The following is a 17,246-nucleotide window of genomic DNA, read 5'->3' as shown; positions in this document are numbered from 1 at the left end:
CGGCCGGCGAGCACGTCGGTGAGCGCGTCGCCGATCCAGGCCTCCCGGCGCGCGGCGAGCACGTCGGCCTCGTCGGCGAGCTCGCGCAGCCGCTGCTGGAGTGCGTCGCGCTCGTCGGTGTCCAGCCGGGACACCGCTTCGAACACCGGGTGCGAGGTCAGTTCCTCGTGCGGCCTGCGTTCGGCGGCGGCGCGGTCCTCGGTGCTGACCGCGTGCAGGAACGCGGTCGGCTCGGACAGGCGGTCGGTGGCGATCAGTCGCTGCGCCGACTCCGGTTCGTCGGCGGACAGGGCGTCGTCGCGCAGGTGTGCGTGCCACCGCCCGATCTCGTCGTCGGTCAGCGGCGGCGGGTCGTCTGCACCGACCGGCACGTGCTCCGCCAACCATCCGTACCGGTCGGCGTCCGCCTGATGGTCGCGGGCGATCCGCGCGAGCGAGCCGGTGTAGCCGCCGTGTTCGTAGTCGGTGACCTCCCGCTCGCGCCGGCTCACCAGCTTACTGTGCAGCGACGACCGTTCGCGGCGCAGCCGGTCGATCTGGTCCAGACACTGCTGAATGGCACTGGCGTTGTCCGCGTGGTCGTAGTCGGCCCTGGCCATGGCCAGCTGTTCGACGGCGACCTTGAGGTCGGCCATGTCTTCCCGTGAGCTGCCCACCACGCTCACGGCCAGCGGCTTGATGGTGTCCGGGAGCTTCTCGCGCACCTCCCGCAGCGCGCGGTCGGTGTGTGCGGTGACCAGGACCCGTTTGCCCTGGGCGAGCAGGTGCGCGAGCAACGCGGCGGCGGTGTAGGTCTTGCCGGTCCCGGGCGGCCCCTGCACCAGCACCTGCGCCGACCTGTCGACCCGCTGGATGATCTCGCGCTGCCGGTCGTTCACCGGCATCGGCAGGAACATCTCGTCGTCGACGGCCACCCGGGCGCCGTCGCCGGTGTAGGTGGCGCTGCGCGGCCGGTGATCCGGGTCGACCAGCGGCACCACACCTTCCGGCACCTCGCCGGTGTCGGAAAGCTGGGAGACGATCGAGTCGAAGATCTCCACCATGCCGCGCTGGGAACGCCTGCGCAGGATGAGCGCGGGAGCGAACGCGGCGCTCGCGTGTCCGGTGACGGCGGGTTCGGTGTCCTGGTCGAGGTATTCGCCGTCGGAGTCGAGGGTGTGCACCAGCCTGCGCGCGAGGGCGCCGGCCTCCTCCCGGTGCAGCGGGTGCGCCTCGAACTCGCGGGCCAGCTCGCGGGTCTCGTTCACCTTGTCCGGGGTGCGGATCACCCCGGGGTCGAGCATGTCCAGCTCCACCTTGAGCACGTCCGGACTGTCACTCCGGCGCACGGACAGCCGCGCGGTCTCCTCGTCGAAGTGGAGGGACACCGGGCAGGTCAGCATGTGCCGCCGGACGGGGTCGTGCCGGTCGGGGCGCCAGGCGAGCAGACCGGTGCCCAGCACCAGTTCCAGCTCCTCCGGGCTGTTGGTGGACCTGACGTAGAGGGAGAACAGCTCGTTGTACTGCTCGCGCACGATCCGGTCGTGGGACTCCTGTTCCGCCCAGGCACGCCAATCGTCGAGCCAACTGTCGAAGGCGGCCTCGATCTCCGGGGAGTCGGCGAGACGGATCGTGCGGTGACCGGCGGTTTCCGGGCCATAGGCGTCGGTTCCGCTGTCCTCGGTGTCGTCGTCCACGGTGTCGTCGGCCCCGGCGACGGCTTCAGCGGCGGGGACCCGGATCGCCTGGCGCAGCCTCGGCTCGGTGTCCGGCTGATCGAACGGTCCCTCGACCCAGCGCCGGAGCTCGCCCTCGGGTTCCGGCGGGTCGACACGGGGCACCCGGTCGATGACCAGGATCGGGTCGTCCGGGTCCGGGTGATCGTCATCGTGGTGCGTGCGTGTGACCGCGGGATGGTCGGCCGCACAGTCGTCCAACCACAGCACCGCGCCCTCACGCCGGTAGGCGTCGAGGGTGCGGGGTGCGGTCGTCTTCAGCGACTGTGCCCGCTGGAGGAACTCGAAGAGGTGGCGTGTCCGTTCGGTGATCTCGGTGGCGGTCCCGTCCGTTTCCGTCACCGGACATCACCCCGGGTCACGCCGTTCACTGCCACGTCGCCGCGGTGCACTCGCACTCCCGCGTCCCTCCATAACCGCTCGGATCTCGCCCTGACGGGGTCCATGCTGGCCCCGTCGGACGTCGTTCCCACCACCCGCGGTGTCACGGTCGGTTATCGATCCGCAATGCGATTCGGCCAACGCGGTTTCGGGCGACGTACTGCGTGACGACGCTGTGCGACTTGTCAGGGCGGGGTATGCCCCGTGGTGTGTTGCGGCGGATCCTCGAGCGGGAGATTCTCGAATCCGGCCTGCGCCTCCTTGAGACGACGGTCCTCCTCGGCGACCTCCTTGGCCTCGTCGATCGTGCTCTGCGCACGGTCCAGCGGACTCTCGTCCGCCTCCGGAGTGTCGTCGGCGCGGTGAGCCGAGTTCTCCTCCGTCATCTCCGATCACCTCCTCGACTCCGTATTACCCCGAACGGGTGGTACACAAACGGGCACACACCGCTCTTCCTCTCCGCAGCAGAAACGCCCCGCCCGGATCGGGCGGGGCGTCCGCTCACGCGCAAGCAGGCGTGCGCGCGATTGAGCAGGCACGGATGACGTCGGCTTCCTGTCCGCCGACGCCCGTAGTGTGTGAATCGGTCGTCAGACGGCTGCGGGCTAGTCGGTGCCCATCCCCCTGGCGAAGTCACCGTTCAGTCCGGCACTCAACGTCTCACCGACGAAGTCGAGCGAGCCGTTCATCGCCGCCGGCACGTCCATCCACTCAGGGAGCTGGCTCGTCTGGATGGTGACGTCCGCTTCGGGGTTGGCCGGGTCCTCGGCCGGGGCGGCCTGGGCCATGCCCGCGCCCACCGACAACGTCGCGGCGGCGAGGAATCCGCTCGCCAGCACGCGCCGAGTACGAATCATGGGTCCTCCTTGTCGTTCGTAGACGGCGCACCAGCGCCGCCGCTGGAGGACGTTATTGCGACCACGGGGCGGGCGCCCGTCGAAGTCGCCGCTTCAGGCGACACACGGGCAGGTGGTCTCGCCGGGCGTGGAGTTTGAAGCGGTCAGCGCGGGGAGGCGGGGGACGAGCGGTGTTGGGTGTGCGTCGACGCTGAGTTCATTGAGTCGCGGTGTGTTCGCGATGGTAACGCAGGAACTCAGGATCGATGTGATGCTCTCGAACGGTACGTAACGGAGTTATGCGGGTGCCGCTGAGTGAATCCCAGACGTCACCTTCTTTGTCCACGAAGATGGCCCCGTTGTCGAACAACACGTGATGGTTGGGACAGAGGCACAGCATATTGGTCTCATGGTCGGGGCCCTCGTGTGGCCGCCCAAGCGCCCGGATATGGGCAGCCTCCGCGTAGGGGCCGCCCGCCGTTGTCAAGCGAAGACCGCACACCTGACACGTGAAATCGTACAGTTCTTTGACCCGGTCCACTGCGGACCGGTCACGGACGATCCGGCTGCTGATGTAGTCCACCCGTCGAGTATGCGCCGGGACCGCCTTCTTGAGCGCCTGCTCAACCACCTTGTTCAGCTTCTCCAGCCTGAACCGCCAAATGCGGTACCCGTCGAGGCCGACCGCGTGCCAATGGTTGACGACACGGAATAGGCCGTCGTACCGGTAGCCGCGCTCGGGCGAGTAAAGCGGATCTCCGCCTGCCCCACGGATCACCCGCACCGGTCGTTGATCGAGTTGACTCCGTACGAGGCCAATATTGCCTTGTACAAGCTTCTGATCGTTGATTTGCCGGCCTGTGCTCGGGTCTCGCCCGCCCTGGCCGGTGTAAATGATGACGTCACCGTGGTCTTCATCATCGGGGTAGCCGCCGGACACGACGATCGAATCTGCGCCATCCTTACCGCCGGAGATGCCGCCTTGGTTCGGACCGTGCAGCCCTGCCAGTCGCAACTCCTGACGGTTGGCGAACAGGGTGCCTTCCGGACAACCCGGAATCTCGCCGTACTCACGTTGCGCCACGGCACTGACCCTAAGCCACTCGTTGGCGATCAGTCAGTAACAGAGCAGACACAGGTGTGGCTTTTGCCAAGACCACGCCACACAAGAGACCCCACGGCTTACCGCGGGGTCTCTTGGAAGCGCGCCCGTAGGGATTCGAACCCCAAACCTTCTGATCCGTAGTCAGATGCTCTATCCGTTGAGCTACGGGCGCATCGTCTTCAGTTTTACCCGACCGGGTCGGGCTGGCGCTCGGCTGGGCCGAACCCCGGCGGAGGCTCCGGGATTTGAACCCGGGAGGGGGAGACCCCCTACCGCATTAGCAGTGCGGCGCCATAGACCAGACTAGGCGAAGCCTCCCAGCTCGTGAGCACTGACCATAGCGTACACGTCCACGCCAGGGCTTTCCGACCCACCCCCTCCTCCGGGTGGGCCGGCGGCCCCGTCAACGGCGTGACCGGCTCATTCGCCACTCGCGTAGGCCACGAACGGGCCCAGCGAGTCCGGGTTCGCCAGCGCGTCGCGGCTGACGGCGGTGTCCGGGTCGACGCCACGGAGGATCTTCTTCACCGGGACCTCGCACTTCTTGCCGTTCAGCGTGCGCGGTACGGCGTCGACCACGACGAAGCGGTCGGGCACGTGCCGCGGGGAGAGTGCCTTGCGCAGCTCCCGGCGCAGTCCCGGCTCGATGTCCTCCAGCGACGCGCCCTCGGACAGCACGAGGAAGCACAGCAGCTCCCCCTCCTCGTTGGCCGAGGTGTCGATGACCAGCGAGTCGCGGACGTCGTCGAAGCCCTCCACGACCCGGTAGAACTCGGCGGTGCCCATGCGCACGCCGCCGCGGTTCAGCGTCGAGTCGCTGCGGCCGTAGATGATCGCCGAGCCGCGGTCGGTGATCTTGATCCAGTCGCCGTGCCGCCACACGCCGGGGAAGTCCTCGAAGTACGACTCGCGCAGGCGGGTGCCGTCCGGGTCGTTCCAGAAGGACACCGGCATCGACGGCATCGGCTCGGTGATCACCAGCTCCCCGACCCGGTCGACGAGCTCGTTGCCGACGTCGTCGTAGGCGGCCACCGCCGCGCCGAGGGAGCGGCAGGACAGCTCACCCAGCCACACCGGCACGTCCGGGGACGCGCCGACGAACGCGGTGCACAGGTCGGTGCCGCCGGACACGGACGCGATCTGCACGTGTCCGCCCACCTCGTCGGCGATCCAGCGGAAGCCGTCGGTGGTCAACGGGGCGCCGGTGGAACCGAGCGTGCGCAGCGCGGAGAGGTCGAACTCGGCCGCGGGACGCAGCCCCTCCTTCAGGCAGCTCTGCACGAACGGCGCGGAGGTGCCGAAGTAGGTCACCTCGTGCCGCTCGGCCAGCCGCCACAGGGTCCGCAGGTCCGGGTGGCCGGGGCTGCCGTCGTACAGGACCACGGTCGTGCCCACCAGCAGGCCGGAGACCAGGAAGTTCCACATCATCCAGCCGGTGGTGGTGAACCAGAGGAACCGGTCGGCCGGCCCGAGGTCGCTGTGCAGGGTCAGCATCTTCAGGTGTTCGAGGGTGATGCCGCCGTGCCCCTGCACGATGCCCTTCGGCAGACCGGTCGTCCCCGACGAGTACAGCACCCACAGCGGGTGGTCGAACTCGACCGGTTCGAACTCCAGGTCCGCGCCGGCGTGCTCGTCGAGCAGCGCGTCCCAGTCGAGCGCGCCCGGCATGCTGCCGTCGCCCTCGTAGTCCACCAGCACCGTGGCGGCCAGGCCGGGCAGGTCGGCGCGCAGCTGCTCGACCGTCGGCCGGACGTCGAACGAGCGGCCGTTGTAGACGTAGCCGTTCACGGCGACGAGGACCTTCGGCTCGATCTGGGTGAACCGGTCGGCGACAGCGCGCACACCGAAGTCGGGCGAGCACGACGACCACACCGCACCGAGGCTGGCGGTGGCGAGGAAGGCCACCAGGGTCTGCGGGCAGTTCGGCGCGAGCGCGACCACCCGGTCGCCCTTCGCGACACCGAGGTCGGACAGCGCCGAGCGCATCGCCGCGACCTGCGCCCGGAGCACACCGAAGGTCAGCTGCTCCGAGATCCCGTCCTCGCGCTCGAAGAGGATCGCGACGTCGTCGTCCGCTTTGGCCGCGCCGGCGACGTCCCGACCGAGCGCGTGCTCGGCGTAGTTCAGCGTGCCGCCGGAGAACCAGCGCACGCCCGGCATCGTGTCCCCGGACAGCACCTCACCCGGCTCGTCGTGCCAGCGCACACCGAGGTACTCGGCCAGCGCGGACCAGAACTCGGGCACCGATCCGGTGGAGAACGACCACAGCTGGTCGTAGTCGTCCACCCGCACGCCACGCTGCCGGTGCAACCAGCGCCGGAAATCCGCGATCCGGGTGCGCTCCACCTGCTGCTCGCTCGGCCGCCACAGGACTTCGGGTTCGTCAGCGTCAGCACTCATGGGCCGCAGCTTAGGCCACGCCAGGGGCCGCCCACCCCGTCCGGAAACCACACGATTCCCACGCCGCGGGTGTTGCCGTGAAGGGCACTTTCCCTGCGTCACACGCCGTGAGGGGCACATTCACTGCGTCACAGGCAGGGAAAGTGCCCCTCACGGCAAACGACGGGTGCCCGGGCTGGTCAGCGGAGGTGGGCGTCGAACCAGGCCAGGGTGCGTTCCCAGGCTTCGGCGGCGGCGTCCGGGGCGGTGTCGAAGCGGTGGCTGGCGCCCGCGTAGCGGACGACGTTCGTCGCGACCTTCGCCGCGGACGCGGCCTCGCGGAGGTGTTCCACCTCCGCCTCGCCGGTCTGGTCCCCGTCGTCGCCGTACAACCCCAGCCACGGACTCCGCAGCCCGCCGGCGATGTCGGTCAGTGCCGGCAGTTCGGGCGAGGCAGGGGTGGTCAGGCCCCGGCCGCCGACACTCACCGCCGCGCCGAGCTCGCGGTTGGCCGCCACCACCAGTGACGCCGTTCCCCCCAGGTCGAAACCGACGACGCCGAGCAGGTCGCCCCGGATGCCCCGGTCGTCCACCAGCCACGCCAACGTCGTGTCGGTGACCGACAGCAGGTCCTGCCCGCTGTGCCTGCCGTCGAGGTCCTGCAGGTGCGGCGTCACCGCGAGCCACCCTTCAGCGGCCAGCGACGAGACCAAGATTCGCGCCTCGTCGGTCACGCCGCCCACCTCGTGCAGCACCACCAGGCCGCCGCGCACCGCACCGTCGGGTTCGGCGTAGGTCATGGTGACACCCCGCCCGTCGGCGCGCTCGTAGTCGTGCGTGTGCGTCTGCGTCATGGGTCCACTCAACCACTGTTACTGCACCCGAGGTCAACGTCGACCGGAAGATATCGGACGGGATATAGGTTGGTCCCGGAATGTTTTCTCGACGCCGAGGAGCCGCCATGTCCCCCACCGTCCCGACCCGCGCCGACCTCGCGGCACTGCCCCCCTACGTCCCCGGCCGCACCGTCCCGGGGGCGATCAAGCTCGCCAGCAACGAGGTCCCGGGCGGCCCGTTACCGAGCGTCTCGGACGCGATCGCGCGGGCGACGGCGGAGGTCAACCGCTATCCGGACATGGGCGCGTGGGCACTGGTGGACCGCCTCGCCCGGGAGCTCGACGTGCCCGGGGAGCGGGTCGCCGTGGGCTGCGGCTCGGTGTCGCTGTGCCAGCAGTTCGTCCAGGCGCTGTGCGAACCGGGCGACGAGGCGCTGTTCGCGTGGCGCTCGTTCGAGGCGTATCCGATCGTGGCGCAGGTGGGCAACGCCACACCCGTGCGCGTCCCGCTGACCGACTCCCACCACCACGACCTGACGGCGATGCGGGACGCCATCACCGACAGGACCCGGGTGGTGTTCGTGTGCAACCCGAACAACCCGACCGGTACCGCGGTGCGCCGCGCGGAGCTGGTCGAATTCCTCGACGCCGTACCCGAGAACGTTCTCGTGGTGCTCGACGAGGCCTACCGCGAGTTCGTCACCGACCCGGACGTGCCCGACGGGCTGGAGTTCACCGGCCGGCCGAACGTCGCGGTGCTGCGCACGTTCTCCAAGGCGTACGGCCTGGCGGGGCTGCGGGTCGGCTACGCCGTGGCCACCGCGCCGGTGATCGAGGCGGTGCGCAAGGTGTACGTCGCGTTCAGCGTCAACGCGCTCGCGCAGACGGCGGCCCTGGCCTCCCTGGACGCCAGGGAGGAGCTGCTCGCCCGCTGCGCCGACATCGTGCGGGAGCGCACCCGCGTGTACGACGCGCTCACCGCCGCCGGCTACGCCGTGCCGGAGACGCAGGCGAACTTCGTGTGGCTGCCCCTGGGCGGGCGTACGGACGCCTTCGCCGAGCACGCGCTGGAGCACAAGGTGGTCGTGCGCCCGTTCACCGGGGAGGGTGTGCGGATCACCGTGGGCACCCCGGAGGAGAACGACGTGCTGCTGGAGGCGGCCCGCACGTTCCCGGGCTGACCCGGTGCGGCCGGGCCACCCGCGGCGGTCTCCCCGGCCGTTCCACGCGGGAGCCCGGCCGACCGCGGACCGCCGCACGGAGGTACACGCGAGAGCTCGCGGGCACGGAACGACGACTCGCGGGCTTGAGGTGTCAACTCGCGGGTCTGGGGTGGCGACTCGCGGGCATGGAGCGGCGACTCGCGGGGTGGGTCAGCGGAGGAGGAGTTGGATCATGGCGGCGAGGCCGATGGTGACGATGACGGCGCGCAGGGCCTTCGGGGACAGCTTGCGGCCGATGCGGGCGCCGAGCAGGCCGCCGACGACGGAGCCGACCGCGAGTAGGGCCACGGCGGCCCAGCTGATCGGGGCCACGAAGGCGTAGACGGCACCGGCGACCACGTTGACCACGGCGGCGAGCACGTTCTTGATGCCGTTGAGCCGCTGCAGCGACTCGGTCATCAGCATCCCCATCACCGCCATGAGCATCACGCCCTGGGCAGCGGTGAAGTAGCCGCCGTAGACGCCGATGAGGAAGATCAGCGCGACCAGCAGGACGGTGCCGCCCGCCCCGCGTCCGCCGGACTCCCCGCGGTCCGTGGCCCGCTTCTCGCGGCGGGCGAGCACCCACGTCGACACCCGTGGCTGGATGAGCACGAGCACGACGGCGAGGCCGATGAGGAACGGCACCACCGTCTCGAAGGCGTCCGGCGGCAGCGACAGCAGCAGGATCGTGCCGCCGATCGCACCGACGAGCGACGCGGGCGTGAACACCAGGAGGTTCCGCCACTGGCCGCCGAGTTCGTGGCGGTACCCGATGGCGCCGCTGATGCTGCCGGGGGCCAGCCCGATCGCGTTCGACGTCGTCGCGGTGACCGGCGGGTAGCCGAGCGCGACGAGCACGGGGAACGTCACCAGCGTGCCGGACCCCACGACCGTGTTGATCATTCCCGCCCAGACGCCGGCGACGGCGATCAGGACCGCATGCCACCAGATCATCGCGCACTCACGTCGGCCGACCCTAGGACGGACGGCGGGCAACACCTCCGGCAGCACCCGAAAGGGTGGCCGGTGTCACTGGCGGGGGCCCTTTTTCGATCTTCGTCCACGTTTCACCTCCCCCCTACCGGGTAGTCGTCTGCGACGAGCCGTCGCACGAGGGAGGTACGAGTGGACACTGCGAGGTTGCGCGAGCTGGTCACGGCCGACGGCCCGTTCGCCTCGGTCTACTTCGAGGACACGCACGACACCGAGGACGCGTCCAAGCGACTCGAACTGAAGTGGCGTGAGCTGCGCGAACAGTTGTCCGGGCAGGGGGCGGACACCTCGATGCTGGACGCGCTGGAGGCGTCGGTACTCGAAGGCGAGGTGCCCGTCGGGGTCAGCGGCCGCGCCCTGATCGCGGTCGGCGACGCGGTAATGCTCGACCAGCACCTCAGCGAACCGCCCGCCGCCAGTGTCGCCCGCCTGTCCGAGCGGCCGTACCTCGTGCCGCTGGCCGAACACGGGGAACTGCCCCCGCCGCACGTGGTCGCCGTCGTGGACAGCGTCGGCGCCGACATCACCGCCGTCGACGAGCGGGGGAACATCGTGGACGCGCGGACCGTTGAGGGCAATGAACACCACATCCACAAACCGCGGGGTGGTGCCTGGGCACACCGCAACATCCAGCAGCACGCCGAGGAGCTGGTGAAGCAGAACATCGAACTCGCCGCCGACCATGTCGGGTCCGTCGCCCGGCGGATCGGCGCGAGTCTCGTGGTCTCGGCGGGTGCCCCGGAACCGCGCAAGGCGCTGATCGAGGCGCTGCCGGAGACCGTCCGGGAGCACGCCACCGAGGTCGGCAGCGGCGGCAGGCACCAGGGGTCGAGCGAGCAGGAGCTCAACACCGAGGTCAACGAGCTGCTCACGGAGGCGACCCGACAGCGTCGGGAGAACGGCGTGGAACGGTTCACCGCCGCACTGGCCAAGCCCACCGGGCTCGCCGTACAGGGGCTGGAGGCGGTCACCACGGCGCTGCGTGAGGCCAACGTCGAGACGCTGCTCGTGGGGGATCCGGGGGACGCGGAGGTTTCCGTGGGCTCCGAGCCGTACCTGCTGGCCGTCCAGGAGGAGGCGTTGCGGACCCTCGGCGACGAGAACGTCCGCCGCGCCCGCGCCGACGAGGCGCTGCCCGTCGCCGCGACGATGACCGACGCCGACGTCATCCATGTGGGCGATCGAGTCGACCTCACCGAGGGATTCGGCGCGATACTGCGGCACGACTGAGGGAGGGAGAGCGCGATGAGGACTACCGTAGGCGGACAACGTTGAACGGTCGGCAAAACACCGAGGTGACAGTGACCGAGACCAAGCCGCCGTCCAGTGACGTCGGGGCACAGGACGACATCGAACTCCGGCTCGGGGCGAGCCTGGTGCACCTGCCCATCATCCGGTCGGTCGCGGCGAGCATCGCCATGCGCGCGGACTTCGACCTCGACGCGATCTCGGATCTGCGGCTCGCCGTCGACGAGGCCTGTTCGACGTTGATCACCCGTGCCGTCGAGGGCAGCACGATGGTGTGCCGGTTCACGATCAGCGAGGACCAATTGCGTTTCCGGGGTGCCGTCACCTCCGGCGAGGCCGACGCCCCGAGCACGGCGTCCTTCGGGTGGCGGGTGCTGACCACGCTCGCCGATTCGGCCGAGGCCTGGGCGGAACCGGGGACGCAGAACGGGCAACGGAACTGGATTCACATCGAGCTCGCGAAACGGAAGCCGACTCTTACGTGACCGAATCGACCACACAGGGACCGCGCACCCCGTCGGACGACTACGAACACCTCAATCCGCTGTTCGAGGAGTTCGTCGATCTCGACGAGGAGAATCCGCGACGGGCCGAGCTCCGGCAGGAGCTGGTCACCGGGTTCCTGCCACTCGCCGAGCACATCGCCCAGCGGTTCTCGGGTCGTGGCGTGGCCAAGGAGGACCTGGTCCAGGTGGCCCGGGTCGGGTTGATCAACGCGGTCGACCGGTTCGATCCCCGGCGCGGTTCGGACTTCCTGTCCTTCGCCGTCCCCACCGTGATGGGCGAGGTCCGCAGGCACTTCCGGGACACCGGCTGGGTGATCCGCGTGCCGCGCAGGCTCAAGGAACTGCACCTGTCGATCAACAATGCGAGCACCCAGCTGTCACAGCGGCTCGGCCGGGCGCCGACGCCGAGCGAGATCGCCCAGCACCTCGGCCTGAGCGCCGAGGAGGTCTTCGAGGGGCTGGAGGCGGGCAACGCCTACCACTCGATGTCGCTGGACGAGGTGCTCTCCGCCGACACCGAGAATCTCGCGCTGGGGGACACCCTCGGCGAGGAGGACGCGGCGTTGGCGGGGGTCGAGAACCACGAGACGCTGCAGCCGCTGGTCAAGCAGCTGCCGGAGCGGGAACGCACGATCCTGGCGCTGCGATTCGTACACAACATGACGCAGACCCAGATCGCCGAACGCATCGGGATCTCGCAGATGCACGTCTCCCGGTTGCTCGCGCGGACGCTGAAGAAGCTGCGCAGCGGACTCGTCGATGAGGACCAGCTGTGACCACCCGAGCGGGTGGTCACACACTGTCACCCGGAGCGGGCTCGCTGCACTGAAGGGCGCACATCGCCCACAGGAGGGTGTCCCTCGACGGACGGTCGGAGGCTCCCCCGCCCGGGCCCAACGGGGGCCCACCGGCGACCACACCCCACTGTCGTGGCGTTTCCCCAGCTCATCTGCGGGTATACGGCTCGCATGGCGGATCAGGACGCGCTGGACGCAACGTCTGCGACACCGCGCCCTCGACACTCTGCGGATGATCGGGCGGGCGCGGCAGCACAACAGCAGCGGTCACTCTACGTGATAGAACGTGACGATGCGTCGAGCCTGCACTACGAGTTCCGGCTCGAGATCGGCGATGCGCTCGTGTCCTGGGCGATCCCCAGCGAGCCGTCCCTGGATCCGGGCGACAAGCGGCTCGCCATCCGGACCGGCGACATCCCGGCCGGGCGCGCGACACCGACGACGGCGGCGCTGGTGTGGGACTCCGGCACGTTCGACAACGTCACCGACGAACCGGTGGAGCGCGGCCTCACGGCGGGTCGGCTGAATTTGTGGCTGGAGGGGCGCAGGCTGCGCGGCGCGTTCGACATGATCCGCACCAGGGAGAGCCCCGTCCAGGAGCAGTGGCTGCTGATCAAGCGGGACGACCGGGACGCCACCCCGGACGGCCGGGCCCACACCGGGCCGGTGGTCGGCGCCCGGGCACCCGACGACACGGAGTGAGCCGGAGGAGTCGTGGCACGAGCCATCTGGAGCGGGGCCCTCAACTTCGGTCTGGTGACCGTGCCGGTCGAGCTCTACAGCGCCACCCAGGACCACACGGTGCACTTCCGGCAGTTCCAGCGCGGCACCGCCGACCGGATCCGCTACAAGCGGGTGAACGAACGCACCGGCGAGGAGGTCCCCTACGACGAGATCGTCAAGGGCTACGACCTCGGCGGTGACGAGTACGTGATCGTCGAACCGGAGGAACTGGACGAGGTCGCCCCCGGGCGCTCCCGCACGATCGACATCGACGCCTTCGTGGACCTCGACGAGATCGATCCCGTCTACTTCAGCAAGACCTACTGGCTCGCCCCGGCCCGGGAGGAGTTCGGCCGCGCCTACAGCCTGCTGATCGACGCGATGGGCCGGACCAACCGGGCGGGGTTGGCCCGGTTCGTCATGCGCGGCAAGGAGCACATCGCCGCGGTCCGCTCCGGGGACGGCGTCCTGGTGCTGAACACCCTGCTGTTCCCGGAGGACATCCGGGAGCCGGCGAAGGAGATCAGCAAACTGCCGCAGGGCGACCAGGCCCGTGGCAAGGAGGTCGACATGGCGGTCAGCCTCATCGAGTCGATGGCCGACGAGTGGCGTCCCGAGGAGTACCACGACACCTATACCCAGCGGGTCCTGCAGCTCATCGAGGACAAGCGCGCGGGCCGCACCATCACCCCGGCCGAGTCGCCGCCGGAGGCGACCAAGGTGGTCGACCTGTTCGACGCCCTGTCCCGCAGCGTCGAGGGGCGCAGGCGCGACGGTCAGCCCGCGGAGGAGCCCGCGCGGGAAGCCGACGGCGGGCGGAAACCGGCCCGCGGCGGGAAGCGTGCCGCCGGGAAGCGGGACGAGGACACCGGTGCGGGGAAGGCCGGGGACGGTGAGCAGGCGGAAAAGCCCGGACGGACACGGTCCGGGTCCGACCTGTCCGAGCTGACCAAGGCCGAACTCGATCGCCGGGCCCGGGACCTCGGGATCAGGGGCCGCTCGAAGATGAACCGCGCGGAGCTGGAGCAGGCGGTCGGCGAGGCCGAACGGGGTCCGGAGCGCAGACGCGCCTCCTGACCCCGACCGGCCGTGGGCCGACCTGCCGGACGACAACAACTGTCGGGCATGACGAACTGTCGGGCATTACGTCGGGGGCGGTCGGGCACCTACGATCCCCGGGTGGTCCGAGGGTTGTCCGCACGTGTCCGTACCGTGCTCCGCACCAGCGTGGGTTTCGCCACGATCGGGATCGGCACCAGCTTCTGCGGTGCCGGTCTGGTGCTGTTGCTGCTGCTCCTGCTGGACATCCCCGCCGAGGTCGGCGACGACCGCTGGATCGTGCTGGTCTGCGCGGGCGGGTACGTGCTGCTGGCATTCGTCATCGGCACGGCGTGGACGGTGTTCCTGCAGCGCCGCACCGTGGTGTGGTTCCTCGCCGGGCGCCGACCGGGCCCGGCGGAGGCGGCGCGGGCGCTGCGCATCCCCGTCGACCTCGCCACGGTCAGCGGAACACTCTGGGTGGGCGGCGCGGTGGCCCTGGGGGTGCTCACCGCCGTCTTCGGGTCGTGGCTGGACGCCATGGGCGTGGTGCTGGCGATCGTGCTCGGCGGCCTGGCCACGGTGGGGATGACCTACCTCGCCAGCGAACGGATCGCCCGGCCGCTGATGTCGCTGGCACTGGCCGTCGCGTCGCCCGTGGGTGGACGGCTGCCCGCGACCGTGCTGCGCAGGCTCGTGGTCGCGTGGAGCCTGGCCAGCGGGGTGCCGTTGTTCGGGGTGCTGCTGGTGGTGCTGCCGCCGGACGTGGGCACCGGCGACCCGACGCTGACCCTGGTGTCCCTGGCGGTGATCGGCCTGGTGGTGGGGGCGCTGGGCACGGGGCTGCTCGCCCGCGGGGTCGCCGCCCCGCTGCACCAGCTGCGGCTGGCGCTGGACGACATCGCCCGGGGCCGCCGCGACATCGCGATCGACCTGAACGACGCGAGCGAGATCGGGATGCTGCAGGCCTCGGTCAACGACCTGGCCTCCGGGTTGGCCGAGCAGGAACGGCTCCGCGACCTGTTCGGCAGGCACGTCGGTGACGACGTGGTGCGGCACGCGCTGGAGCACGGGATCTCGCTGTCCGGCGACGTGCGCACGGTGACGGCGCTGTTCGTCGACGTCGTCGACTCGACCGCGCTGGCCGTGAACACCCCGCCCGAGGAGGTCGTGCGCCGGCTGAACGGGCTGTTCACCGACGTCGTCCGGGCGGTGGACACGCACGGCGGACTGGTCAACAAGTTCCAGGGGGACGCCGCGCTGTGCGTGTTCGGGGCGCCGACCCCGCACACCGACGCGGCGACGGCGGCGCTGCGCGCGGCACGGCTCATCCGGGACTCCGCGCGCGAACGCGGTGAGCTGGACCTGGGCATCGGGGTCGCCACCGGGCAGGTGTTCGCGGGCCAGCTGGGCACCCGCAGCCGACTGGAGTACACGGTGATCGGCGACGCGGTGAACGAGGCCGCCCGGCTGACCGAGCAGGCCAAGGACCTCCCCGGCCGCATCCTCGCGGGCCACGACACCGTCGACGCGGCCGCCGGGGCCGAACGGGCCTACTGGCGCCACCATGCCGACCTCCCGCTGCGCGGCCGCGACTCCGACACGCGCGCGTTCACCGCCGTCGTCGCGTGAGGCGGCCCGTGCCTGCTCACTCCGCCAGGATGAGCCGGGGCCACCGCAGCAGCGCCGAGCCCCAGGTGACTCCGGCGCCGAACGCCGTCATCAGGACGCGGTCCCCGGCGGAGAGGGTGCCGTCCGCGACGGCGTCGGCCATCGCCAGCGGGATCGACGCCGCGCTGGTGTTGCCGGTGTGCTCGATGTTGGTCACCAGGCAGTCGGCGGGCAGGCCGAGATTCTTCGCGGTGGTCTGCAGGATGCGCAGGTTGGCCTGGTGCCCGACGAACCGGTCGACGTCGCCCGCGGTCCATCCCGCCCGGTCCAGCACGGCACGCGACGACTCGGCCATCCGGGCCGTCGCGTGCCGGAACACGGCGGGCCCCTGCATCGAGAAGTAGCGGTCGCGCGGATCCTCGGAGCTGGGGCACCGGGTGCCTCCCGCGGGCACCATCAGCAGGTCGGCAAGCTCGCCGTCGCTGTGCAGGTCGAACGGCCCCACCGCGCCCGGTTCGTCGGCCGTCCCCGCCCGCAGCACCATCGCGCCCGCGCCGTCGCCGAAGATGGGCACGGTGCCGCGGTCCGCGGGGTCGAGCAGCGTGGTGAAGGCGTCCGCGCCCACCAGGAGCACCCGCCGCGCCGCCCCGGCGGCGATCAGTCCGGTGGCGGTGGCGAGCGCGTAGACGAAACCGCTGCACACGGCGTTCACGTCGAACGCCGCCACCGCACCCAGTCCGAGCCGGCTGGCGACCTGGGGAGCGCTGGCCGGGCAGGGGTGATCCGGTGTCGCGGTCGCGAGCACCACGGCGTCGACCGCCTCTCCGTTCGTCCCGCCTGCCCCTCGTCCCGTGCCGCCGTCCCCGGTGGCCGCCGCCGAGCGCAGCGCGCGGTCCCCGGCCTCGACCGCCATGTCCACAGTGGAGAGGCCGGGATCGATGACGTGCCTGCTCGCGATGCCGGTCCGGGTGCGGATCCACTCGTCCGAGGTGTCCAGGCGCCGAGACAGTTCGTGGTTGTCCACCGTCCTCGGCGGCAGCCACCCACCGAGACCGGCCAACACCGCCGCGACACCGAGGTCCTGCGTGGACACCTGCACTCCTCCACGGGGCCGGCATCGGGGAATCACGGATCGGAGGACCGGCCTGCGCCCACTTCTATGGGATACTTTCCGGTAGAGGATTGCCGTGTGAGTGGCATCACAACAGCGTCGCCGCGTCCACCCCGGTCAGGGGGAATCGGGGCCCCGGGTCGACCGTCACGCGGCCAAGCGGTCAGCCCCGGTCCCACCGCTCGGCCACGTGCCGGTGGCCGCGCCGGTCGTGGCCGTGGCGGTCGTGGCCGTGGTGGTCGTGGCCGTGGTGGTCGTGGCCGTGGTGGTCCGGGGAGTCGCAAGGCTCCTCCGAGCCGCGCGGGTCCCGGGTGTCCCGGGGGTGCCCGGGGTCCGTGGAGCCCGGGGATTCGCGGTACCGCCGGTATCGCTCGGCGATCTCCACGAACCACTCGGCGACCGAGGCCTCCGGACGGTCCAACCGTGCGGTGCCGGGATCCGTCCGCCCGCCGTCGGCAGCGGACCCCGGTGCCGTCGACCGCTCCGGGACACCGATCGCGTCGGTGGTGTGTGGCCGCGACCGCCACCTCGTTCCGGACCGCCACCTCGTTCCGAACCGCCGCCGGGTCCGGCGTTCCGAGCCCTGTGGGGCCGGGCTCCCCGGTGCCGTGCCCGGTCCGGGGATCGTCCGGTTCCTCGGCAGGAGCCGGTTCGTCCGGGGAAGCGGCCCCGCGGTGCGGACCGTCGGCGGGGCCGGGTCCGGGACTCTCGGCCGCGACGGGCGGGGGTTCGGTGTCCCCGGTGGTCCCGGGGCGGGTCGAC

The 17,246-nt window shown here is 70.7% G+C and carries 16 protein-coding genes and 2 tRNA genes; 7 read left to right on the top strand and 11 right to left on the bottom strand.

The window, feature by feature from the left end; genetic code table 11:
• The 8 genes from SACHA_RS26300 to SACHA_RS0116610 form a co-directional block, all read right to left on the bottom strand.
• The coding region (locus tag SACHA_RS26300) for an AAA domain-containing protein (RefSeq protein ID WP_039739433.1) at positions 1 to 2,057 on the bottom strand (2,057 nt) is incomplete at its 3' end.
• Between the two features lie 224 nt (positions 2,058 to 2,281).
• Entirely contained in the window at positions 2,282 to 2,482 is a 201-nt protein-coding gene (locus SACHA_RS0116640) for a hypothetical protein (protein WP_019811579.1), read from the bottom strand.
• A 219-nt stretch (positions 2,483 to 2,701) separates the two neighbouring features.
• Positions 2,702 to 2,953 (bottom strand): hypothetical protein, encoded by a 252-nt coding sequence (locus SACHA_RS0116635; protein WP_083935883.1) that lies wholly within the window; start codon positions 2,951 to 2,953, stop codon positions 2,702 to 2,704.
• 196 nt (positions 2,954 to 3,149) lie between these two features.
• Positions 3,150 to 4,016, bottom strand: a complete 867-nt coding sequence (locus SACHA_RS0116630) for a YDG/SRA domain-containing protein (protein WP_039739430.1) — start codon at positions 4,014 to 4,016, stop codon at positions 3,150 to 3,152.
• Positions 4,017 to 4,136: 120 nt separating this feature from the next.
• Positions 4,137 to 4,209 (bottom strand) — tRNA-Arg (locus SACHA_RS0116625).
• A gap of 58 nt (positions 4,210 to 4,267) precedes the next feature.
• Positions 4,268 to 4,355, bottom strand: a tRNA-Ser gene (locus tag SACHA_RS0116620).
• A gap of 102 nt (positions 4,356 to 4,457) precedes the next feature.
• Positions 4,458 to 6,437, bottom strand: a complete 1,980-nt coding sequence (locus tag SACHA_RS0116615) for an acetoacetate--CoA ligase (RefSeq protein WP_028663270.1) — start codon at positions 6,435 to 6,437, stop codon at positions 4,458 to 4,460.
• 179 nt (positions 6,438 to 6,616) lie between these two features.
• Positions 6,617 to 7,270, bottom strand: coding sequence for a dienelactone hydrolase family protein (locus SACHA_RS0116610; RefSeq protein WP_019811572.1), 654 nt, complete (start codon positions 7,268 to 7,270; stop codon positions 6,617 to 6,619).
• Positions 7,271 to 7,377: 107 nt separating this feature from the next.
• Here SACHA_RS0116610 and hisC point away from each other — a divergent pair, with 107 nt between their 5' ends.
• Complete coding sequence (gene hisC, locus SACHA_RS0116605) at positions 7,378 to 8,433, top strand: histidinol-phosphate transaminase (RefSeq protein WP_019811570.1); 1,056 nt, start codon at positions 7,378 to 7,380, stop codon at positions 8,431 to 8,433.
• A 192-nt stretch (positions 8,434 to 8,625) separates the two neighbouring features.
• Here the strand turns inward: hisC and SACHA_RS0116600 are convergent, their stop codons facing one another.
• Positions 8,626 to 9,411, bottom strand: coding sequence for a sulfite exporter TauE/SafE family protein (locus SACHA_RS0116600; RefSeq protein ID WP_019811568.1), 786 nt, complete (start codon positions 9,409 to 9,411; stop codon positions 8,626 to 8,628).
• A 171-nt stretch (positions 9,412 to 9,582) separates the two neighbouring features.
• Between SACHA_RS0116600 and SACHA_RS0116595 the strand changes: the two genes are divergently transcribed.
• The 6 genes from SACHA_RS0116595 (at position 9,583) to SACHA_RS0116570 (ending at position 15,394) form a co-directional block, all read left to right on the top strand.
• A complete protein-coding gene (locus SACHA_RS0116595) occupies positions 9,583 to 10,680 on the top strand; it encodes an Rv2629 family ribosome hibernation factor (protein ID WP_019811566.1) in 1,098 nt (365 codons plus the stop codon).
• Between the two features lie 71 nt (positions 10,681 to 10,751).
• Positions 10,752 to 11,183, top strand: coding sequence for an ATP-binding protein (locus tag SACHA_RS0116590; RefSeq protein ID WP_019811564.1), 432 nt, complete (start codon positions 10,752 to 10,754; stop codon positions 11,181 to 11,183).
• Positions 11,180 to 11,980, top strand: a complete 801-nt coding sequence (locus tag SACHA_RS0116585; RefSeq protein ID WP_007023640.1) for a SigB/SigF/SigG family RNA polymerase sigma factor — start codon at positions 11,180 to 11,182, stop codon at positions 11,978 to 11,980. Before SACHA_RS0116590 ends, SACHA_RS0116585 begins: the two co-directional genes overlap by 4 nt.
• A 297-nt stretch (positions 11,981 to 12,277) precedes the next feature.
• Complete coding sequence (locus tag SACHA_RS0116580) at positions 12,278 to 12,703, top strand: DNA polymerase ligase N-terminal domain-containing protein (RefSeq protein WP_019811561.1); 426 nt, start codon at positions 12,278 to 12,280, stop codon at positions 12,701 to 12,703.
• Between the two features lie 12 nt (positions 12,704 to 12,715).
• Positions 12,716 to 13,801: a non-homologous end joining protein Ku gene (gene ku, locus SACHA_RS0116575; RefSeq protein WP_019811559.1), complete on the top strand. Its 1,086-nt coding sequence runs from the start codon at positions 12,716 to 12,718 to the stop codon at positions 13,799 to 13,801.
• 135 nt (positions 13,802 to 13,936) lie between these two features.
• Entirely contained in the window at positions 13,937 to 15,394 is a 1,458-nt protein-coding gene (locus SACHA_RS0116570; RefSeq protein ID WP_019811557.1) for an adenylate/guanylate cyclase domain-containing protein, read from the top strand.
• 16 nt (positions 15,395 to 15,410) lie between these two features.
• On the opposite strand, the gene SACHA_RS0116565 is transcribed toward SACHA_RS0116570, so the two are convergent.
• Together SACHA_RS0116565 and SACHA_RS0116560 are read right to left on the bottom strand one after the other, a co-directional pair.
• Positions 15,411 to 16,466 (bottom strand): beta-ketoacyl-ACP synthase III, encoded by a 1,056-nt coding sequence (locus SACHA_RS0116565; RefSeq protein WP_019811556.1) that lies wholly within the window; start codon positions 16,464 to 16,466, stop codon positions 15,411 to 15,413.
• Positions 16,467 to 16,647: 181 nt separating this feature from the next.
• Positions 16,648 to 16,905, bottom strand: a complete 258-nt coding sequence (locus SACHA_RS0116560) for a hypothetical protein (RefSeq protein WP_019811554.1) — start codon at positions 16,903 to 16,905, stop codon at positions 16,648 to 16,650.
• Between the last annotated feature and the right edge of the window lie 341 nt (positions 16,906 to 17,246).

It is taken from the genome of Saccharomonospora halophila 8, from assembly GCF_000383775.1.
GTDB lineage: Bacteria > Actinomycetota > Actinomycetes > Mycobacteriales > Pseudonocardiaceae > Saccharomonospora > Saccharomonospora halophila.
This window is presented reverse-complemented; position numbering and strand designations above follow the sequence as displayed.